This window comes from Geobacillus sp. LEMMY01, assembly GCF_002042905.1.
Classification (GTDB): domain Bacteria; phylum Bacillota; class Bacilli; order Bacillales; family Anoxybacillaceae; genus Geobacillus; species Geobacillus proteiniphilus.
Genome location: NZ_MVKA01000050.1, coordinates 1 through 21,360, shown reverse-complemented (window position 1 = coordinate 21,360; position 21,360 = coordinate 1). Strand labels below are relative to the sequence as shown.

19 protein-coding genes and 4 pseudogenes are annotated in these 21,360 nt (G+C 45.0%); 18 read left to right on the top strand and 5 right to left on the bottom strand.

Annotated features, from left to right (window positions below; genetic code table 11):
- From B1A75_RS18045 to B1A75_RS18035, 3 genes and pseudogenes are all read right to left on the bottom strand, one after another.
- Positions 1-256, bottom strand: a pseudogene (locus B1A75_RS18045) (IS4-like element ISGka3 family transposase); the annotation flags it as partial.
- 110 nt (positions 257-366) lie between these two features.
- Positions 367-1,971 carry a multicopper oxidase family protein gene (locus tag B1A75_RS18040; protein ID WP_079936644.1) on the bottom strand — a complete coding sequence of 535 codons (1,605 nt, stop codon included), beginning with the start codon at positions 1,969-1,971 and terminating at the stop codon, positions 367-369.
- 129 nt (positions 1,972-2,100) lie between these two features.
- Complete coding sequence (locus B1A75_RS18035) at positions 2,101-2,991, bottom strand: C39 family peptidase (protein ID WP_042379838.1); 891 nt, start codon at positions 2,989-2,991, stop codon at positions 2,101-2,103.
- A 485-nt stretch (positions 2,992-3,476) separates the two neighbouring features.
- On the opposite strand from B1A75_RS18035, the gene asnB reads away from it, so the two are divergent.
- The 3 genes and pseudogenes from asnB to B1A75_RS18020 all read left to right on the top strand — a co-directional run.
- Complete coding sequence (gene asnB / locus B1A75_RS18030; RefSeq protein ID WP_079936643.1) at positions 3,477-5,384, top strand: asparagine synthase (glutamine-hydrolyzing); 1,908 nt, start codon at positions 3,477-3,479, stop codon at positions 5,382-5,384.
- A gap of 10 nt (positions 5,385-5,394) precedes the next feature.
- Positions 5,395-6,196 (top strand): annotated as a pseudogene (locus B1A75_RS18025) (ribonucleoside-diphosphate reductase subunit alpha); the annotation flags it as partial.
- Position 6,197: 1 nt separating this feature from the next.
- Positions 6,198-6,608 (top strand): annotated as a pseudogene (locus tag B1A75_RS18020) (ribonucleotide-diphosphate reductase subunit beta); the annotation flags it as partial.
- A gap of 59 nt (positions 6,609-6,667) precedes the next feature.
- Here the strand turns inward: B1A75_RS18020 and B1A75_RS18015 are convergent.
- Positions 6,668-6,982 (bottom strand): hypothetical protein, encoded by a 315-nt coding sequence (locus B1A75_RS18015; protein WP_079936642.1) that lies wholly within the window; start codon positions 6,980-6,982, stop codon positions 6,668-6,670.
- 290 nt (positions 6,983-7,272) lie between these two features.
- Positions 7,273-7,515 (bottom strand): annotated as a pseudogene (locus tag B1A75_RS18010) (UPF0236 family transposase-like protein); the annotation flags it as partial.
- Between the two features lie 134 nt (positions 7,516-7,649).
- Here B1A75_RS18010 and B1A75_RS18005 point away from each other — a divergent pair.
- The 15 genes from B1A75_RS18005 to B1A75_RS17930 all read left to right on the top strand — a co-directional run bounded on the left by B1A75_RS18005 (position 7,650) and on the right by B1A75_RS17930 (position 21,179).
- Positions 7,650-8,852: an NAD(P)/FAD-dependent oxidoreductase gene (locus tag B1A75_RS18005; protein ID WP_042379761.1), complete on the top strand. Its 1,203-nt coding sequence runs from the start codon at positions 7,650-7,652 to the stop codon at positions 8,850-8,852.
- A 15-nt stretch (positions 8,853-8,867) separates the two neighbouring features.
- Complete coding sequence (locus B1A75_RS18000) at positions 8,868-9,422, top strand: hypothetical protein (protein ID WP_042379764.1); 555 nt, start codon at positions 8,868-8,870, stop codon at positions 9,420-9,422.
- 1 nt (position 9,423) lies between these two features.
- Entirely contained in the window at positions 9,424-10,833 is a 1,410-nt protein-coding gene (locus tag B1A75_RS17995) for an MBL fold metallo-hydrolase (RefSeq protein ID WP_042379766.1), read from the top strand.
- Positions 10,834-10,902: 69 nt separating this feature from the next.
- Positions 10,903-11,922, top strand: coding sequence for a sensor histidine kinase (locus tag B1A75_RS17990; RefSeq protein ID WP_042379769.1), 1,020 nt, complete (start codon positions 10,903-10,905; stop codon positions 11,920-11,922).
- Positions 11,903-12,535, top strand: coding sequence for a response regulator (locus B1A75_RS17985; protein WP_042379771.1), 633 nt, complete (start codon positions 11,903-11,905; stop codon positions 12,533-12,535). Before B1A75_RS17990 ends, B1A75_RS17985 begins: the two co-directional genes overlap by 20 nt.
- 354 nt (positions 12,536-12,889) lie before the next feature.
- On the top strand, positions 12,890-13,225 hold the full coding sequence (locus B1A75_RS17980; RefSeq protein ID WP_075261476.1) for a thioredoxin family protein: 336 nt from the start codon (positions 12,890-12,892) through the stop codon (positions 13,223-13,225).
- A 201-nt stretch (positions 13,226-13,426) separates the two neighbouring features.
- The gene (locus B1A75_RS17975; protein WP_079936640.1) at positions 13,427-14,653 is read left to right on the top strand and encodes an MFS transporter; all 1,227 of its coding nucleotides are present in this window, start codon (positions 13,427-13,429) and stop codon (positions 14,651-14,653) included.
- A gap of 171 nt (positions 14,654-14,824) precedes the next feature.
- Positions 14,825-15,415: a hypothetical protein gene (locus B1A75_RS17970; RefSeq protein ID WP_042379844.1), complete on the top strand. Its 591-nt coding sequence runs from the start codon at positions 14,825-14,827 to the stop codon at positions 15,413-15,415.
- An 89-nt stretch (positions 15,416-15,504) separates the two neighbouring features.
- Complete coding sequence (locus B1A75_RS17965; protein WP_079936639.1) at positions 15,505-16,212, top strand: cytochrome c biogenesis CcdA family protein; 708 nt, start codon at positions 15,505-15,507, stop codon at positions 16,210-16,212.
- 94 nt (positions 16,213-16,306) lie between these two features.
- Positions 16,307-16,861 (top strand): peroxiredoxin family protein, encoded by a 555-nt coding sequence (locus tag B1A75_RS17960; protein WP_052369179.1) that lies wholly within the window; start codon positions 16,307-16,309, stop codon positions 16,859-16,861.
- Positions 16,862-16,871: 10 nt separating this feature from the next.
- A complete protein-coding gene (locus B1A75_RS17955) occupies positions 16,872-17,243 on the top strand; it encodes a YidH family protein (RefSeq protein WP_371878458.1) in 372 nt (123 codons plus the stop codon).
- 381 nt (positions 17,244-17,624) lie between these two features.
- A complete protein-coding gene (locus B1A75_RS17950; protein ID WP_042379851.1) occupies positions 17,625-18,887 on the top strand; it encodes a glycoside hydrolase family 18 protein in 1,263 nt (420 codons plus the stop codon).
- Positions 18,888-19,346: 459 nt separating this feature from the next.
- Positions 19,347-19,736, top strand: a complete 390-nt coding sequence (locus B1A75_RS17940) for a DsrE/DsrF/DrsH-like family protein (RefSeq protein ID WP_033025646.1) — start codon at positions 19,347-19,349, stop codon at positions 19,734-19,736.
- Positions 19,737-19,759: 23 nt separating this feature from the next.
- A complete protein-coding gene (locus B1A75_RS17935; RefSeq protein ID WP_033025644.1) occupies positions 19,760-20,005 on the top strand; it encodes a glutaredoxin family protein in 246 nt (81 codons plus the stop codon).
- Between the two features lie 46 nt (positions 20,006-20,051).
- Entirely contained in the window at positions 20,052-21,179 is a 1,128-nt protein-coding gene (locus tag B1A75_RS17930) for an MBL fold metallo-hydrolase (protein WP_042379789.1), read from the top strand.
- The last annotated feature ends 181 nt before the right edge of the window (positions 21,180-21,360 follow it).

Genomic DNA, 21,360 nt, shown 5'->3' with positions numbered 1-21,360 from the left:
GCTTGAGCCCTTCCGCACTCAGAAAGGTGCTTTGCTTGAGAGCTAGAGCACTGAAAAGCTGCACCAATTATTTTTGACCGCCTCCTTCATGGAGAAATGTGCAAAGTGCCACAAAATCATGGGCGCGTAATTTCCCCTTTCGTTGAATAAATTGATGATCTCGGGCCATATGTTCAAGTTCTTCGCACGATAACACGCTTCTTAATCCGTCTAAAAAACAATGCCATTCTTCTCGGAGAGATAAGGACGTCTTCAAAAAAACCACCCTTTCTAAGACATTATGAGGTCTTCAAAAGGATGGTCAAATCAGGCATATATTTATTCCTGTTTTCTTAACTTGATGGCTATGGGGTCAGCCCCTTTTTGTTATTCAGGTTGATTGATGGGATCATTCGGATTTGGAGTATAATCCGATTGATAATCCGTGTACTTTACTTGTGTAACCATTCCCGCTGAAGCATGGTGCAAGTCATGGCAATGGAACATCCAATTTCCCGGATTATCCGCTTTAAATGCGACGACATATTCTTCACCAGGGTTTACATTTAAGGAATCCTTAATCAATGGAGAGCCTGTGACCGGCTTGCCGTTTTTGCTTAACACTTGGAAGAAATGGCCGTGTAAATGCATCGGATGTACATCCATCGGTGAGTTGTTCACTATTTTTACTTTTACTAAATCTCCTGTCTTCACATTAATAGGCGCTGTGTCAGGATACGTTTTACCATTAATCGTGAAAATCATGCCATTTTTGCCCATGGCTGTTCCTAAATCCATTGTGTACTCTACATCATATTTTTGGTCTAACGTAAATGGACCTGTTTCATATTTTCCATATGTTGTCATATCCACGACAGGGAGGTTTTCTTTTGCATTTGCTTTGTCCGTATTGTTTGCTTGTCCTTCGTATTGAATTTTCACTTTCATGCCATCGGTACCTTTCATATTGCCGTGACATTCTAGTAACCATTCACCCGGGTTATTGGCGATAAACTCAATGTCGTAGCGCTCACCCGGAGCGATATTCAACAGTTCATCTTTGATTGGTTGCGGATCTTTTAACGGTTGCCCGTCTGTTGCGACAATTTTAAACTCATGTCCATGCAAATGAAGCTTGTGGGACATGTACCCTGCATTGACAAGACGAAGTCGCACTTTTTCGCCTTTTTTCACTTTTAACGGTTCAATAGCCGCTCCGCTTTTTCCGTTAATCGTGAAAAGATCGTACATATTCATGTTATGTCCCATGTTGCTCATATTCATTTGTTGATTATCAGAGCTATTTCCATTATTCATATTACTATGATCCATGCCGCTCATATCCATATTTCCGCTCATATTCATATTGTTTTCGTTTTCCGCATTCGGATTGCTCATCCATTCATCTAATACAAGCGTGTAATCTCGATCGACTTTTTCTTCATTTTTCGGTTCTACGATCAACGTGCCGTATAATCCTTTGTCCACTTGCTCTGCGCTTTTTTGATGAGAGTGATACCAGTATGTTCCGGGTACCGTGGCTGTGAATTCATACGTAAACGTTTCTCCTGGTTTAATGGCGTTCATGGTGACGCCAGGAATTCCGTCTTGGTTATTTGGAACAGGATAGCCATGCCAGTGAATCGTTGTCGGTTCCGGCAATTCATTTTTTACTACAATTTTTACTTTATCTCCTTGCTTCACGCGGATTTGTGCACCAGGCACGGATCCATTATACGTGTATACCGGGAGTTTGACTTGACTATTGATGGGTAATAATGCTTCCTTCGCAGTAAGGTGAATTTCTTTCCCGGATAATACTTCTGTATTGGTTGCTAAAGGCAATTGCTGCTTGCTCGTTTCTGCGGAAGTATTTTCTTTTTCCATATTCATGCCGGACATGTCGTGTCCCTGCATTGAAGATGGATTTGAGCAAGCTGCGCCAATCGCTGCTACTCCTGCGAAAATGGCGCCAAGCAGCCATTTCTTCATGTCGTTTTCCCTCCTTAAGCTTGTAGTGCGAGATGCAACTATATGATAAAAAATAGATGTGCAAAATGTATGGAGAAAATCGTTCAACTGAAATGTAAAAAAAGGCAAGCGATTTGGATTCGCCGATGCCTAACGGCGATACGTAATCGCTTGCCGTCCCATTTGAACCCAAGCGTCGATAAAGTCTTGTTTCGGTGCTTTTTGATTTTTGACAGCGGTCAATGGATCATTGAAATAAATGTACTGCTCATCGTATCCCGTAATGAGCACCGCGTGTTCCCGATACGTGATTTTGATCGGTCCTTGCGGGGTTTGCCATTCTCGAAAGGCAGAGGGAGGAAGAGGACGAAAGGTGGTGTTCGTAATCACCCAAACCGGTGTGCCTTTGGCCAAGTATGTATAGATGTTCTCAAACGATTGCCCTGTTAAGTCAACGATTTGGTTCGGCAAGTACAATTCAGCCAACTGCTTGATCGGCTTATGGTACACGCCGTATCCAGGCTTTGATAATGTATACATATCGCCGACAAACCCTTCATTTGGGTGTCCGTAAAACACTTGGCCATTCCGCACTTGATATGGAGTAGGGTTTTTCTTGATTTGTTTCGCCAACGTCATCTTATCGACGCGAATGCCGGCATGATTCAAGAGCATGGCCAAGCTGGTCACTTCGCATCCCCTCGGCAGTTCCGGAAGCTGAGACAAAAGGGGAGCGTCAATAAGGACGGATGTCCTTAGAGCTTGTTTCTTTGAAGGAGCAGCTGATCGATTCGCCTCCTCCGCTTGATTGCTAGGGGGCGAACCGGTTTCTCTGCTGTTTCTTTTCTGTACGAAGGCTTTGATGGCATCGCCTGTCTGGGCCGAACTTGCATAATAGGATAATGAGGCGGCCAATAGCAAGAAACAGGAAATATACAATCCGAGCGACAGTTTATCCATCCTCCCGTTTAGAGGTCTTCTCAAGAGAACAAAACAAAGGGAAACAATGAGAAAAGTCAAAAAAAGGATAAACGCTAACAAGCCATTCTCAACCCCTTTGTGAAAAGTGACCGTTTTTATATTAACAAGTAAGTATGCAGAAACTATGAAATTCATACTTTCTCCATATTTTATCGTTAATATATGGGGGAATTGAAAATCTTGCAAGCAGTTTTCCTGAAAAAATGGAAACAGATTGTTTTTGAAACTTGATTTTGTGTACGGTAGAATGAAATTGCCTTTGCATTATAGGTGAAAAAGAAAAATGGTTCATCACCAAAAGATGTACTTGACTTTTAAAAACAAACATGATAATGGTTTCACCCGATTGAACTAAACAACAAAAAACGGAAATTAATCGTTTGATTTCCTCTATCATGAAAATCATTTTTTGTCAAGTGCATTTTTTAATGAAAATCCGAAAAAAATGTTATTTCCTGTAATTTTTTTACAAAAAACAAGCTTTTGGTGTTGTTTTCTGTATATACATGGATTCTTCTTAGCAAAGTGGGGGGGCAATCATCACTATGTGCGGTTTTATTGGTTGTATTCATGACCGCCCGAGAGCGATTGAGCAAACATGGAAAACAACGTTGATGGAGATGAACCGCCTGATTACCCATCGCGGCCCCGACGATGAGGGGTATTTTTTTGATGACTACGTGAGTTTTGGTTTTCGGCGTTTGAGCATCATCGATCTGGAGGCGGGACATCAGCCGCTGTCTTATGAAAACGATCGATATTGGATCATTTTTAACGGGGAAATTTACAACTATATTGAATTGCGGGAAGAGCTAGCGGCGAAAGGATATTCGTTTGCGACGCATTCGGATACCGAGGTGATTGTTGCTCTCTACAGCGCGGAAAAAGAAAAAGCGGTCGAAAAGCTGCGCGGGATGTTTGCGTTTGTCATTTGGGACAAGCAAGAGAAAACGGTGTTTGCGGCGCGGGATCCATTTGGCATTAAGCCGTTTTTTTATGCGGAGCAAGGAGACCGCACGTTTTTCGCTTCGGAAAAGAAAAGCATCTTGCTGGCCCTGGGACAGGAATCGCTGAACTGTGATTCCCTGCAGCATTATTTAACGTTCCAATATGTCCCTGAGCCGCTGACGATGTCAGACAGCATTTACAAGCTGGAGCCAGGGCACTATCTCAAGAAAAAAGTCGGAAAACCGCTCACCATTCATCGTTATTGGAAGGCATCCTTCGAGCCCATTCGCCAATCGGAAGAGGAGCTTGTAAAGAAAATCCGCGATGCGCTGTTTGATTCGGTCAACGTCCATATGCGCAGCGATGTGCCGGTCGGTGCGTTTTTGTCGGGAGGCATTGATTCATCGTTCATCGTCGCCATCGCGAAACAATTCCATCCGCACCTGAAGACATTTTCCGTCGGGTTTGAGCGGGAAGGGTTTAGTGAAATCGATGTTGCCCAAGAAACCGCAGAGAAGCTTGGGGTAGACAACATTAGCTATGTCATTTCGCCGCAGGAGTATATGGAAGAGTTGCCGAAAATTATGTGGCATATGGACGATCCGCTTGCCGATCCTGCGGCTGTGCCGCTGTATTTTGTCGCTCGTGAGGCGAGAAAGCATGTCACGGTTGTGCTTTCCGGCGAGGGGGCGGACGAGCTGTTTGGCGGCTACAACATCTACCGCGAACCAGAGTCGTTGCGGCTGTTTGCGCGAATGCCAAACATCGTAAAAGCCGTGCTGCGGATGATCGCGAAGCTGCTTCCGGACGGAATGAAAGGAAAAAGCTTTTTGGAGCGCGGCACGACGCCGCTTGAAGAACGGTATGTCGGCAATGCGAAAATTTATAGCGAAAAGGAAAAAGCGGCGTTGCTCAAAACGTACCAAGAGGGGCGCGAATATACGGCGGTGACGGCTCCTTTTTACCGCGAAACGCTTCATTACCCGCCCGTCAACCGGATGCAGTATATTGATATTCATACATGGCTAAGGGGCGATATTTTAGTCAAAGCGGACAAAATGACGATGGCCCATTCGCTTGAGTTGCGCGTTCCCTTTTTAGACAAAAAGGTGTTTGAGGTCGCGGCCAACATCGCCCCTGACATGAAAACAGCCAACGGCACGACGAAATATATTTTGCGCAAAGCGGCCGAGGGCATCGTACCGGATCATGTGTTAAACCGGAAAAAATTAGGGTTCCCCGTGCCGATTCGCCACTGGCTGAAAAACGAAATGTATGACTGGGCGAGACAGCTCATCAACGAAAGCGAAACCGATCATCTGTTCCATAAGGACGTGCTCTATCGGCTGCTGGATGAACATGCCCGCCACAAGGCGGACCATAGCCGCAAGCTGTGGACGGTCTTGGTGTTTATGATCTGGCATCAAGTCTATGTAGAAAAGAAGTACGATTTTGCTCAATCCGTACAAAATGAGAAGCGGCCAGCGTCTGTTTTGGAGGCGTAGCAGGGAAACGAACAGCAATATTAAGGGATTTAAAGGGGGTCTCCTCCGGCGTCATCCCGTGGATGAAGCAGTTGAACGATACGGCGGTGAGCGTCGATCAGTTAGGGTAGCGCAAAGAGGCCATTTCCGTCTATTTGGATGTATGGCATAAAGACGTTTTCGCGTTTCTCGATGCGCGGCTCAACAACGGCGATGAACGGCTGCGGACGCATGATTTGTTCACCGGCGTTTGCATCCCGGACTTGTTCATGGAGCAAGTGGAACAGCGCGGCGACTGGTATTTGTTTGACCCGCATGAAGTGCGGAAGGTGATGGGGGTTAGTTTGGAAGACTTTTATGATGAGGAAAAAGGGCGCGGCAGCTTTCGGGAGAAATATTGGCAATGCGTCAACGAACCAAGGCTGTCGAAAGAAAAAGTGCCGGCGATCGAAGTGATGAAAAGCATCATGCGCAGCCAGCTCGAGTCGGGGACGACGTTTATGTTTTACCGCGATGAAGTGAACCGGCAAAATCCGAACCGCCATCTTGGGATGATCTACTGCAGCAACCTTTGCACCGAAATCGCGCAAAACCAAAGCCCAACGGTGACGAAGCGGCCATATGTGAAAGACGGGATGATCATCATTGAAAAAATACCGGGCGATTTTGTCGTCTGCAATTTATCGTCGATCAACTTAGCGCGCGCCGTCACCGATGGGGTGCTTGCGCGGTTGATCCCGATTCAAATGCGGATGCTCGATAATGTCATTGATTTGAACAACATTCCGGTGCTGCAGGCAGGTCTGACGAATCAAAAATACCGCGCCGTGGGGCACGATGATCAATTACATCAACCGCGACGAGCACATTCATGTCGACTTGTTTGCGAAAATTTTCAAAGAAGTGTTGAACGAATACCCGGAGTATCGGACGCCGGAGCTTGCTGATTTTGTCCGTGAAACGTTTATGAAAGCGGCTGAGCTGGAAATCGAATGGGCTCGGGAAATCATCGGGAATGACATCGATGCCATCGACTTGGCCGATTTGGAAACATACATTAAGTTTTACGCCAACGTCCGCGCTCATCAGCTCGGTTTTGACCGCCCGTTTGACGGCTATCGGACGAACCCGCTCCGCTGGATTAAAGCGTATGAAGAAGTGGACCTTGGCAAGTCCGACTTTTTTGAACAAAAACCGCGCCAATATACGAAAGTGCAAGTGGATAACGGGTTTGATGAGTTATAAAACGGAGGAAAGCCACGTTTGGCCATAGTCCAACGTGGCTTTTTCAACGGAAAACATGATTAACGGAGGGATTCTCGCTGCCAGGCAAGATGATGGAGTTTTTGCTCGTGCTGAATGGTTTTCGCCGCGAGGAAATGGACCGTTTCTTGCGTTTCGGTGAGCTCGACGCGCAAACCAGCGAATTTTTGCTTGAGCCGGTCAAACCGCTCGTTCACTTCCGCGCGAAACTGCTGCATTTCGGCTTGAAGTTGGTTGGCGGTGTCTTGGATTTCCGCCCGAAGTTGGCTGCCCATCTCGTCGATTTGGGTGCGGATTTCGCGGGAAAACAGTTTTAGCGCTTCTACGACCTCTTTCACGATCGTGTCGCGTTCCATGCTCGTTCACCTTCTCCCATTTTGATTATACAATGAAGAGCGGGGAAACCGGAGTCAGTCAAGACTTTGTGAGTTTTGGTTCACTATGAGTGTATGTAAACTACAGGATCGTGAACTATTTTTTTGAATTCATATCGTTTTTGGACTCTCATCTCTAGCTACGGATCATGCGTATTCCTTTTTTACAAAAATCGAAGTTCAGAGAACGCCTGATACATCAGTGTTTGGGAAGACTATTGTAAATAAGGAGTGTTATTCCATATCACTTCCGGCCACAGGCGGCGAACATGCTACTTCACCTTGACGATCATGGTCTCTTTTGTCGAAGAGGGTGGCGCGGATTTCCCTGCTTTCTCCCCACGTTGCCTCACAGGACGGATCCCATCCATCTGGGCGATCATGGCTCGAAGAAATGCCTGAAGCCCTCGGTCTTTCCAACTGCGGCGATATTTCACCCGGCACGCCAGCCGGCTCATCACGCCCTCCGAGTGGCTCATCGGACGCATTCCTGCCGTGCCCATGCCTTGTTCCGAAAGCCACTCTTTTTCATGTTTATGTCAAAATAAAGATAAGGGAAATCCCCTATGGGTATATAAATTTGTTACATATACAATGTAATTAAGTTAATTAAAACAAATTTGAAATTCGAATACAAAGGGAGTGATGAATGGTGACGAACGTATATAATGCAAAAGTAGCCATTGTTGGAGCGGGTTCAGCAGGAATTTCAATCGCAGCGCGGCTATTAAGAAAAAATCGTCAACTACATGGTCAAGTGTTGCTCATTGATCCTTCAGATAAACATTATTATCAGCCTCTCTGGACACTTGTTGGCGGTGGAGCAGCAAAAGCAGAAGATTCCGTTCGCGAGCAAGCATCGCTCATCCCAGAGGGAGCGAAATGGCTGAAGGAAGCGGTCGATACGTTCTCGCCAGAAAACAATACGTTAGAAACGAAAGAAGGTTCAACGGTTCGTTACGACTATTTAGTTGTAGCTGCCGGAATCGAAATTTATTGGGATCAAATCAAAGGGCTAAAAGAAACAATTGGAAAAAATGGAGTTTGCAGCAACTATTCATATGATTACGTTCAAAGCACATGGGAGAACATCCGCAACTTCCGTGGCGGTACAGCGATTTTTACCCAACCAAGCACACCAGTAAAATGTGGCGGCGCACCACAAAAAATTATGTATCTAGCTGACGATTATTTCCGTCAATCAGGTGTGCGTGAGCAGACAAATATCATTTTTGCTTCTGGTTCGCCAAATATTTTCGCTGTGAAACGATATGCTGATACGCTCGAACAAGTCATTCAGCGAAAAAATATTGAGACAAAATATCGTGTGGAGTTAGTTGAAATTGATGGAGATACAAAAAAAGCAACATTTGAACATCTCGATACGAATGAACGCTTTACACTAAGTTTTGATATGATTCACGTCACACCGCCAATGGGACCGCCAGCTTTTATTGCGAAAAGTGCATTGGCCGATGCGGCAGGATGGGTCGATGTCGATCCATATACGTTGCAACACAAAACATACAAAAATGTGTTTGGTGCCGGTGATTGCACAAACTTACCAACCTCAAAAACAGGGGCTGCCATTCGAAAGCAAGCGCCAGTCGTTGCTGAAAACTTGCTCGCACTGATGAATGGAAAACCGTTACAAGCTCGTTATGACGGCTATACATCATGCCCGCTTGTGACCGGTTACAATAAGCTCGTTTTAGCTGAATTTGATTACGATAAAAATCCACGAGAAACGTTTCCGTTTGATCAATCGAAAGAGCGGATGAGCATGTATGTAATGAAAAAGAACTTGTTGCCGATCATGTACTGGAACGGAATGTTAAAAGGGCTGATGTGAAAGGGGGGCAGAACGATGTCGCTAGAACCTGTGTTGCAATTGCTGGAAAATGATGAACAACGTGAAGCAATTCATTACTTTATTGAAAAACTTCCACAGCTAAAAAAAGCGATGGAGTCGGCGGAGGAAAAAATCGCAGTCGTTCAACATGTCATGAACGATAAACAATCGCTTGAAGCATTGTTTACTGAACTTGAAGAAAAAACAGCGCCATTTCGATTGACGACTGAACATGTGGAGGCGTTTTCGACACTCATTCAACTGTTGCCGATACTTGTACAATGGTTGCAAAAAGCAGAAGAGTTTATCTTGTTCGTTACGAGCGTCATGAATGATCGCGAGTCGATGGCGTATTTGATGCAAGGAGTCAAAGATATGGTCCCAATCGAAAAAGGATTAGACATTTTAAAAGAAACGAACGAGCGCTTTGCTCGCGAGCGTGATTCGTCTACTGTATCACTTTTACGCATGTACCGTTTGTTAAAACACCCACTGATTCAAGATGGTGTCAAATATATTGAAACGTTGCTTGATGTAGCAAGCAAACATAAATCATACGGGGGGATGTAAGATGTTATTTCGCTCATTTTTCGACGAGCAATTAGCTCACATGTCTTACTTAGTTGGGTGCCAACGAACAGGGGAAGCGATCGTCATCGATCCAGGCCGCAACGTTGATTGGTACATCGACACAGCGAAAAAAGAAGGATTGCAAATTGTCGCTGCAACAGAAACGCATATCCATGCCGACTTCGTTTCAGGAGCAAAAGAATTAGCGAAACGTTGTGGGGCAAAACTATATTTATCGGATGAAGGAGATGAAAATTGGAAATATGAATATTTAGATGAAGTTGATTACGAACTTGTGAAAGAGGGGAGCATTTTTACAGTAGGGAACGTTGAGTTTAAAGTGCTTCATACACCAGGGCATACACCAGAACATATTTCGTTCATCTTAACAGATAAAGGCGGCGGTTCAACAGAGTCGATGGGCATTTTCACAGGCGATTTCGTTTTCGTTGGTGACGTTGGCCGGCCGGATTTGCTCGAAAAGGCAGCAGGGGTTGTTGGAACAGCAGACGTTGGCGCCCGCCAAATGTTTGAGTCGCTGAAAAAATTCAAAGCGCTCCCAGACTACTTGCAAGTATGGCCGGCGCACGGAGCGGGAAGCGCATGCGGAAAAGCGCTTGGCGCCGTTCCTGTTTCAACGGTTGGATATGAAAAGCTGACCAACTGGGCGCTAAAAATTGAAGATGAAGAAGAGTTTGTGAAACTATTGCTTGCAGGGCAACCGGAGCCGCCCAAATATTTTGCAATGATGAAGAAAGTGAACAAAATCGGCCCTGCGTATGTAAATGAAGAAGAAGTACCAGCGTTGCAAACGCGCGACCAACTTGACGAATATAAAGCAGCTGGAGCATTTATTTTAGATGTTCGCTCATCACAACAGTTTGCCCACGCACATTACGCAGGATCCATTAACATTCCCTTTAACAAGTCGTTTACAAACTGGGCAGGTTGGTTAATGAACTACGACCAAGATATTGTGCTAATCGCAAATGAACATGATGTGCAAGCGATTCGCAAAGCGCTTGCTTATATCGGATTAGATCGTGTTGTTGCTTATATTGAGCCATCTGTTGCATTAAGTGGTGAAGTTGAGAGATACGAAGAAATCGATGTGCATCAATTGCGACAATATTTGCAAGATGATCATTATCAACTCATTGACGTACGCAGCCAAGCAGAATGGGATGAAGGATATATTGAAGGTGCGCAACACATTATGCTTGGCATGCTTGCAGATCGTCTTGATGAGCTTCCAGAAGGAAAAACGTATATCGTTCAATGTCGTTCAGGAGGGCGTTCAGCGATTGGGGCAAGCATTTTACAAGCGAAAGGATTCAAGAAAGTACTCAACTTAAAAGGTGGATATTTAGCGTGGACGAGAGAAAAGTTTCCAGTTGTGAAACCATCATAAGGGCTGACGTTGTCAGTCCTTTCTTTTCATCTTGTTTCCTTTTATTATTAATGGAAGAGAGGTGAGAACATGCAATTTTTGGATAAAATTTTTGCGTATATTCAAGATGGAATTATTGTTATGAATCATGAGCGAACAATTGTTGAGATGAATCCAGCAGCAAAGCGACTCACCGGTTGGCAGCTTGGCGAAAAAGTGCCATATTGTTCATTTTGCCAACGACGCAAAGTGAAAGAAGGAGAAGAACGGTGTTACTTAATTGCCACAGAAGAAGTACCGTACTTTGTATCCGAAATGCCGACCGACCATGGGCAGTGGATCGATGTCGAAATGAGCACAGAGCTCATTCTCGAACAAGATAATGCGAAATATTATTTGCTTGTTTTGCGTGATCAAACGATAAAGAAAAAAGAAGAAGAAGCGCGTCGTTCAAAGTGGATGGTGAAAAAATTAACAGAAGCAAAAGAAGAGGAACATAAACGTTTAGCTCAAGAATTGCATGATGGCGTCGGTCAATCGCTCTACAGTATCTCCATTGCGTTAGATAATATCATTCAGCGAGTGCAAGATGAAAAACTGCACACATACGTCAAAGAAGTGCGTGAAGAGCTTGGGAGAGTCATGGAAGATGTGAAGCTATACGCGCAACAACTTCGCCCGAAAAGCTTGGATGCACTCGGATTGATTCCGACTATTCAATCGCTTATTCATTCACTTCGATCGAAAATGTCAAATACGTTGTTTTCATTTCAAACGAATGTATATACACGCTTGTCTCCGACGATAGAAATTAACCTTTATCGCATTATTCAAGAAGCATTGCATAACGTTATGAAGTATGCAAAAGCAACAGAAGTGCGTGTTTCCATTGAGCAGACGGAACGGGAATTATTTGTGTCCATTGAAGATAATGGTGTGGGATTTCACGTTGAAGAAAAGCGTGAAGGACTTGGTTTAAAGCATATTCAAGAACGCGTTTTTCATCTTGGGGGAGAAATGGCCATTACTTCTGCACCGATGAAAGGGACAACGATTTTTGTGCGTGTGCCGCTAGAAGGGGGAGAAGAGAATGAAAGTATTAATTGTTGATGACCATGATTTAATTCGCAAAGGCATCCGTCTGCTTCTTGAAGGCTTTCCCGATGTGGAAGTCGTCGGGGAGGCAAGCAGCGGTTGCGATGCGATTACGCTTGCATTGAAGCATCATCCAGATATCGTTTTGCTTGATCTTTCCATGCCGACAGGGCTCGATGGATTTACAACCGCAAAAACGATCATGGATGAATTAAGAGGTGTGAAAATTATTGTTTTGACGATGCATGATGAAGAAATCTATGTACAAAAAGCGATTCAATATAACATTCACGGCTATTTGTTAAAAAATAGTCAAACGAACGATTTGTACGAAGCGTTGCAAGCGGTATATCATGGTAAACGATTTTATCGCACACACATTCCACAAGAACGACTTGAAAAAATGTTTGCGGAAAAAGAGATGAAATCGCTGCTTACCAATCGTGAAAGAGAAATTGTCCGACTGACGTTTTTAGGATATACGAACAACCAAATCGCAAATAAGTTGAAAATCAGTCCGAAAACGGTGGAAAACCATAAAACGAACATTATGCAAAAGCTCGGTATTAAGGAAAAACATGAGCTCATTCAATACGCCTTAAAAAATTATATTGCGGATTTAGTTTAGTATGCTGTAGGTGAGCAAATTCACCAATATCTATAATAGATGTAACGAAAAAGCTTAATAATATAAGTGGAGTGAACCTGATTTTTTTGGCTAGAATAGATGATGTCAACAAACTATATACATGCTCATTGAAAAATTAACATTTGCCTTCTCCTGCAACTAACTTCCTCCCCCCATGGCTCAGCTTGCAGATTGAGCCTACAGGATCTTTGGAGGAAGTGCTGCAGCGCTTAGGGTGTGCAGGATAACGGAGAGGTTAACTCTTCATGTTGCATGTATATATTCACGAAGAGGCCGCCTGCTTGTCTTTTAGTACGGGGATGTTTCTAAAAATAGAGAAACGAGGGATCTAGCGTGAGGGGATTTGTAGAGTTAACCGATGCGGAAATGATTGATCGCTTTATTGAGGCGAATGAACTAGCGTTTTTATTTATTTCCAGTCAAGGTTGTGGAGTTTGCCAAGCGCTTTATCCAAAAGTGATCGAATTGATGGATGAATTCCCATTCATTCAATTAGGGCATGTTGTAGTAGACGATGTGAAGGAAATTGCCGGGCGGTTTTCTATTTTCACTGCTCCGGTCTTACTTTTATTTGTCAACGGAAAAGAGGTTTTGCGAGAAGCTCGCTTTGTGCATATGGACCTGTTGCGTGAAAAGGTGACCAAAATATACAAATTGGTGATTGACTAAATATTTGTCGGGCGAATTCAGGAATGATTTTCGATGAGGATAACAAACTTTTCTGCTTTTTTTGATTAGGCGCTGTCGATTTAACAAAAAGGGGTTTCACCGGCCTTCTAGCGAGCTGAAAAAAGTTCTCTACAAAGTCTTGACTTGGCTCAATGCAACTGGAAAACTTGACGTATTGTTAACCAAAAGAGGTGAAAGTCATTGGTTGAACGGAAAATTGGAATTGTGGAAAACTTGTTTCAATTTACTTTATTAGTCGTTATCAATTTGTTTGTTGGATCGATGGTAGGGATTGAGCGAACCGTTCTGCCATTATTAGGTGAGAAACAGTTTGGTTTGGCTTCTACAAGTGCTGCTCTTTCTTTTATCATTAGTTTTGGTTTTTCTAAGGCGATTGTAAATTATTTTGCAGGTCAAATTGCTGATAAATTTGGCAGAAAACGAGTTCTTTTGTTGGGTTGGATTGTTGGTTTCTTTGTACCTATTCTTACGATTTACGCCCATGCGTGGTGGATCATTGTAATTGCAAATATTTTATTGGGCATTAACCAAGGACTGACTTGGTCAATGACGGTGAATATGAAAATCGACATTGCCAAAGCGAATCAAAGAGGGACGGCAGTAGGTTTAAATGAATTCGCAGGCTACTCCGGTGTCGCCATCATGGCAGCGGTGTCAGGATATATTGCTTCTTTCTATTCATTAAGACCAGAACCGTTTTATGTAGGAATCGGTATTGCTGTTGTTGGAATTTTATTATCTTCCATTGTGAAGGATACTGAACAGCATCTAAAGATTCAAATTCGGGATAATGGCACAACAACGGCGGATCATCACTTATCCTCTAGAGAGATATTTAGCTTGACAACATGGAAGGATAAAAATCTTTCCAGTATTAGCTTTTCTGGATTGGCAACAAATTTGAAAGATGGGATGGCTTGGGGGCTGTTTCCTTTGTATTTTTCTGCCGTAGGATTAAGTGTGAGTGAAATCGGTACAATAGTGGCTATATATCCAGCGGCATGGGGATTTTTTCAGCTGTTTACGGGAGCATTGAGTGATAAAATTGGAAGAAAAAAACTAATTGCCTATGGAATGTGGGTACAAGCCTTTTCTCTTTGGTTTCTTTTATTCGTTGACAGTTTTTCTTTATGGGTTTTAGGTGCGATTTTTTTAGGTTTGGGTACAGCAATGGTTTACCCAACTTTGCAAGCGGCGATCGGGGATGTTGCATCACCGAATTGGCGCGCGTCATCCATGGGGGTATATCGTTTTTGGAGAGATAGCGGTTATGCGTTCGGGGCCCTCGCTGCAGGGGCAATAGCAGATTTATTAGGAGTGACATGGGCAATCGGGATCGTGGCTTTGGTGCCTTTTCTTGCAGGGGTCTATTCACATATGAGGATGGATGAGACTTTGAAACAGTGACAAAGTGAAGATCTGTCCATTCCTTGCTTTGTTTATCTAGCACCACGAGTTGACAACGTCTAGCTCAGGGTCTAACCTACCTATAGGGGTAGTTGTATAAAATTTATTTGAAGAGGAATGAAATGGAAGGTTTTTTCAGTTGGAGAGCATCCGACGATGGGAGTGCGGAACATGAATGATGTTATTGCCGTAGGTCCTTTTCTTATTCGCACGGGTTGGCTCATTTGGTTGGCTGCCGGAGCCGGGGGATATTTGTTTTGGCGTGTTGTTTGGACGGGTTCAGACGAACAATTCAGGCATATACGACAGCTGTTGGTTGACGGTGTGTTGATCTATTGGCTTGTTTGGAAAATCTACCCGCTATTCACCAATCCTTCTTTGCTATGGCGCAATCCGCTCGGGGTGTTGTATTTGCCGAGCGGAAATCGCGGCGTGATGCTTGGGGTGGCAACGGCTGCAATCGTGACAATGTTTCGCGCCTATCGTCGAAATATTCCCATGCATTTGTTGGTGAATTCGGTGATAGTAATTTATTTAGGGGCGCATTTTGTTTACTACTTGTTTGAAAGGCGATACGGATCGGCGTTGAATCATGGTTGGTTTGCCTTCCATCCTATTCATTTGTATCAGTTGTTTTTGGCCGCTGCAGTGATGCTGTGGACGGTGTGGCTGCGAAATCCTCTTGAAAGGGTGAAGTATGCATATTTATTTTTAACGATATGGGGAATCGGGCAATGGATGATTTGGCTGGTCGCAAAGTGATAGGAACCTCGTATACGAATTCGAAAGTTCGAAATGATGGCGCGCTGTTCTTTTTAAATGCAATTGAATGAGAAAAGGGGGCGATCTACATGTCAGTAATATTCGCTTTCGTTGCAGGAGCGCTTTCTTTCTTTTCCCCTTGCATTTTTCCGCTCGTCCCAGCTTATGTCGCCCATTTAACAGGCACTCCAATAGCAGGAGACAGAATCCGAGTCGGGAAACGGGAGATCTTTATCCGCTCCCTTGCGTTTATCGGTGGGTTTAGCATCATTTTTGTGCTGATGGGAGCGACGGCTAGTGTGATTGGACAAATGTTGGTTCAATATCGAGAGCTCATTGAAAAGATAGCCGGTTTGTTTATCATCATATTCGGGTTGCAGATGGCGGGAATTCTCTCCTTTCGGCTGTTGATGAGGGAAAAACGTTGGGATGCAGGTGCGAAGAAGCCTACCGGTTTGCTAAGTTCAACATTTGTCGGAATGGCGTTTGCGGCTGGTTGGACGCCTTGCGTAGGATTGACGCTGTCGTCCATTTTGTTGCTAGCTAGCTCCACGGAAACCCTATATAGTGGAATGGCGCTCCTTTTGCTATATTCACTCGGATTAGGTGTGCCGTTTTTGCTCATCTCTCTCGCCATTACAAAATCGTTGCGAATTGTAAAAAATGTGAACCGCTGGCTTCCGTTGTTATCGAAAGTCAACGGCTGGCTGCTTGTGGTGCTTGGCGTTTTGCTTTATACAGGACAAATGACAAAAATCAGCGCTTTGTTATCGAGCTACTCCATTTTTTCTTTCTAACACCCTCCTGAAAGAAGTCTCTTGCTTCGATATGAAGTGAGAGCGGGAGATGCTGAGAGCAGGCCGGCTTTTTGCGATGGAAGGAGGAAGATCGTTGCGAAAAATCATTGTAGCGCTAGCATTGTTTGCTTTGACAGGATGGGCGATTTATGACACGTTGTCCAAAAATGTTGCTTTTTCGGTGGAAGATGGAGGAAAAAGCGAAGGCCAAATTGCCGAGGGAATTGAAGTAGGAAATCGAGCGCCAGATTTTGCGTTGCGGGCGCTTAACGGGGAGGAAGTGAGGCTATCCGATTTTCGAGGAAAAAGAGTGATTGTGAACATGTGGGCGACTTGGTGTCCACCTTGTCGTGCGGAAATGCCGGATATGCAAAAGTTTTATGAGCGGTATAAAGATGAGGGGGTGGAGATTGTCGCGGTCAATTTAACTCAATCGGAAAGGCAGCCGGAACATGTCGGGCGTTTCATTCAAGAGTATGGAATTACGTTTACGGTCCTTCTGGATGAAAAAGGAGAAGTATATCGGCAATACCAAGCTCAAGCGATTCCAACAAGCTATCTCATTGATTCGAAAGGGATCATACGAAAAAAAATGATCGGACCGATGAGTTATGACTGGCTGGTGGATCAGATGGAATCGATTCAATAAAGGGGAAGAGATGGTGAGAGAGGCAAAACGGCAAACGACAGAGGATTCCAAATATATTCAGCAACACTTGGCGAATGAGCGGACGTTTCTCGCTTGGATTCGCACCTCGATCGCTGTAATTGGGATTGCTTTCTTGATGATCAACTTGCATGAAAAAACAACGGCGAGCGCATTGTCGACATTTCTCGTTCAGCTCATCGGAGCGTTGGCGGTGGTCATTTCCGTCTGCACGATTGTGTTTTCTACCATTAGTTATGTCATGAAGACCAAACAAATTAATGAACAAACGTTTCGACCGTCACGCCCATTAATTTGGTTTTTGGCTTCTCTTTTGTTGCTGATCACCGGATTGTTTGGATATTATTTTTTCACCTTGCTTTAACAGCGGCTTGTTTGCCGCTTTTTGTTTTGCCCTGTTTTAGGGTTAAGAGTAGCGCACAAGCAAAAATAAAAGAACAGCCATTGACTGTCGTCGTTCGCTCAATCAAATCGATACTAGGATGTATTGGAGATTACATACAAGGAGGAGTTCGCGATACAAGACGCCCCTCACTTGCCTTACAGAGAGGAAGAAGGGGGGCAATGTCCAGTGAAAGGAAAAAAGAGGAGAAACGATTCAGCGGCATCATACGTGCCGCGATGGGGGGCAGTGTACATACATGGGGGCAGAAGATGGCAAGACAAGGTGCGGTTGCGGGCAATAAGCATATATATATTTATCATACCGGCGCCGAAGCTTTGTTGATTCAATGGAGGGATGATCGTGTTTATTCACACTGTTCAACCTGGAGATACGCTTTTTTCAATCAGCAGGCGATACGATTATCCGCTGGAACGTCTGCGCCTTGTCAATGGCTTAGTTGAAACGAATATTGTTCCTGGTCAGGCATTGCTTGTTCCTAGCTATACGTATACAGTGCAGCCAGGGGACACGCTAAGCGCCATTGCACGGAGAGCGCTTGTGACGGTCGAACAGTTGCGGGCAGCCAATCCGGCGGTGGACCCGTACAGAATGCTTCCAGGAATGAAAATTTATATTCCTGATATTTCCTGGTATCAAGCCATAACGTTAGCATATTACACTCTCCGCGAACCGAACTTAGATCGGGCGCTCGTGCGGGATTTTGCCCCATATTCATCGTACATTGCTCTGTTCGAATATCGCTTTGCCCCTAATGGCGACATTATTACTATGCGGGATGACGCCGCAGCGATTGAAACAGCATGGCAAAACCGCGTCACACCCATTGCGGTAGTGACGAACCTAACATCGAAAGGATTTAGTACGAGACTGGCGAGCCAAGTGCTGAACAATCCGGAAGCAAGGGCGAATTTGGTCGAGAACATCTTTTATTTAGTATCACGAAAAGGCTATGGTGGCGTCAATATTGACTTCGAGCAAGTTCGTGGCGAGGATCGTGATTTGTTTACTGGTTTTTTGCGCCAGCTACGCGATCGGTTAAAACCGGCTGGATATGTTTTGACGATCGCCGTTCCAGCGAAAACGAGCGAGGAGATCCCTTGGCTAAGAGGCTACGATTACGGCGGCATTGGCGCTGTCGTCGACTATATGTTTATTATGGCGTACGATTGGCACCATTTAACAAGTGAACCTGGCCCAGTTGCACCAATTGGTGAGGTGAGATCGACGCTTCAGTTTGCCGTCGAGCGCGTGCCCCGAAAAAAAATCTTGCTCGGACTCCCGTTATATGGATACGATTGGATCATTCCATACCAGCCTGGGACATCGGCGGATGCTCTCTCCAACCAAGAGGCGGTTTTAATCGCCATGCGTTACCAATCACCGATTCAATATTCGTTTCAATATGAATCGCCGTTTTTTCGATATACTGATGAACTTGGAAACATTCATGAGGTATGGTTTGAAGATGTCAGAAGCATGGGACAGAAAATGAAATTGGCCCGCCAATTTCAGATTGCAGGCGTCGGTGCATGGGAGCTGGCGTTAGGATTTGCGCCAGGGCCATGGCTGCTGCGAAAATTTTTTACTGTACGAAAGGTATAATTTAAAGATGGGAAATGGTTTTGACAGTCATGAGAAGGTTGGACGAAAGCCGCTTTTTGCGACTAGTAACCCGGAGCAGAAGGCGGGAAGTTGTTTCCTTACAATGCGAAGGAGTAAAATATTTACAGACAGGTCCTCGATATGGATCGCTGATAAGGGGGATGAACTTGTGTTCGATGTTGCCATTAAGGATCACCAAGTGAATCGCTGTGGAACCTGAGGTGAAAATATGGAAAACAATTTTGCACGCTTTAAAAGCAGCCTTTGTTTCGCTGCTTTTTTATTTTCTCTTTTAGGGTTGGACGCGTATTTTCCTGTTGACAAAAGAAAAACAATCCGATAATATTATTTCCATGATACATATACATGTATATGTATATAACTACAAACGTGTATATGTGTATAAAACTGAGGCAGGCACTAAAATATAATAACGAAAAACATAAGGAGGTTATTTTGATGAAAGTAGCGATTATTGCAGCAAATGGCGGGTTGTTTGATGCGTACAAGGTGTTCAACATCGCGACAGCCGCTGCGGCGGCAGACGCAGAAGTCGGCGTGTTTTTCACGTTTGAAGGGTTGAATCTCATCCACAAAGAAGCGCACAAACAATTGCCGATTCCTGAAGGGAAAGAACATTTTCAACAAGGGTTCCAAAAAGCGAACGTCCCATCGATTGCAGAATTGCTTCAAATGGCGCAAGGGATGGGTGTGAAGCTGATCGCTTGCCAAATGACCATGGACGTCATGGGGTTGGACAAAGACCAATTCGTTGATGGCATTGAAGTGGCGGGGGCGGCGACGTTCCTGCAGTTCGCGAAAGACGCGGACATTACATTGGCCTTCTAATGAGGGAGAGGAGGAAGGAGAATATGGCGCAAGTCACCGTTTATACAACCACTACATGCCCATATTGTGTAATGGCGAAAAACTTTTTGCGCGCCCAAGGGATTCCATTCAAGGAAGTGAATGTCGAGCTCAATCCGGAAGCGGCGCGGAGACTGGTGGAAACGACCGGGCAAATGGGCGTGCCGCAAATCGAAATTAACGGCCGCTGGGTGCTCGGGTATGACCCGGAAACGATTATGGCGTTATGGAACGAAGCGAATCATCGCTGAAAATCACATGTGAATGATAGAGCGATGACGTAGGGGCTGGGTATGGTTGGCAAAAACGATTTCGGTCAAAGAAATCGCCAATCAAATCATGCGCGGTGAAGAGTTGTTTATTGTAGACGCCCGCAACCCTGAAGATTTTGCCGATTGGCGGATCGAAGGCAAAGGCGTTGAGGTCGTCAATATTCCGTATTTTGACGTGTTGGACGGTATCGAACCGTATTTGGACCGTTTGCCGAAAGACAAAAGCAAGACGATTTACGCCGTTTGCGCCAAAGGCGGCTCGTCGGAGTTTGTGGCAGAGCAGTTGGAAGCGGCGGGCTATACGGATGTTTATTCGATCGAAGGCGGTATGAAGGCGTGGAGCGAGCATTTGGAGCCGGTGAAAATCGGCGAGCTGAAAAGCGGTGGAACGATTTATCAATTCGTCCGCCTCGGCAAAGGGTGCCTCTCGTATCTCGTCGAATCGAACGGTGAGGGAGCGCTGATCGATACGAACCGCATGACAGACGTGTACGTCCGTTTTGCGCAAGATCATGGCATTACGATCAAGCATGTGCTCGATACGCACTTGCACGCCGACCATATTTCTGGTGGGCGCAAGTTGGCGGAAGAACTGGATGCGGTCTATTATTTGCCGCCGAAAGACGCCGAAGAGGTGACATTCTCCTACACACCGATTCAAGATGGGGATCGTATTCGCGTTGGCCATGTAGTGATTGAAGCTTTGTATTCGCCAGGGCATACCATTGGCAGTACATCGTTTATTGTGGACGACCAATATTTGTTAACCGGTGATATTTTGTTCATTGACTCGATCGGCCGCCCGGATCTGGCAGGAAAGGCGCAAGACTGGGTCGGCGATCTGCGGGAGACGCTTTATCGACGCTACAAACAGCTTGCAGATGATCTGATTGTGTTGCCGGCACACTACATGGGTCCGAATGAAATGAATGAGGATGGCAGCGTGGCGGAACGGTTGGGCGTTCTTTATGAGAAAAACCATGGGTTAAATATTTCCAGCGATGAAGAATTCCGCCGAACTGTCACGGAAAACTTGCCTCCGCAGCCGAATGCTTATAAGGAAATCCGGCAGACGAATATGGGGAAACTGCATCCGACAGAAGACGAACAACGGGAGATGGAAATCGGTCCAAACCGTTGCGCCGTTCGGTAGGGAAAAGAAGCCGGCGTTTTCCGATGCCGGCCCTTTTCATGTTTCAGACTCATAATGGGCGTGTCGACTGGTTGATGTGAGTCGTTTGGAAACCGATAAAAAGAATACAATAACGAATACAAGTTGTCGAATAGGAGGGGACAGGATGACAGGGCATCGTTTTCAKTATGAACACGCTGAT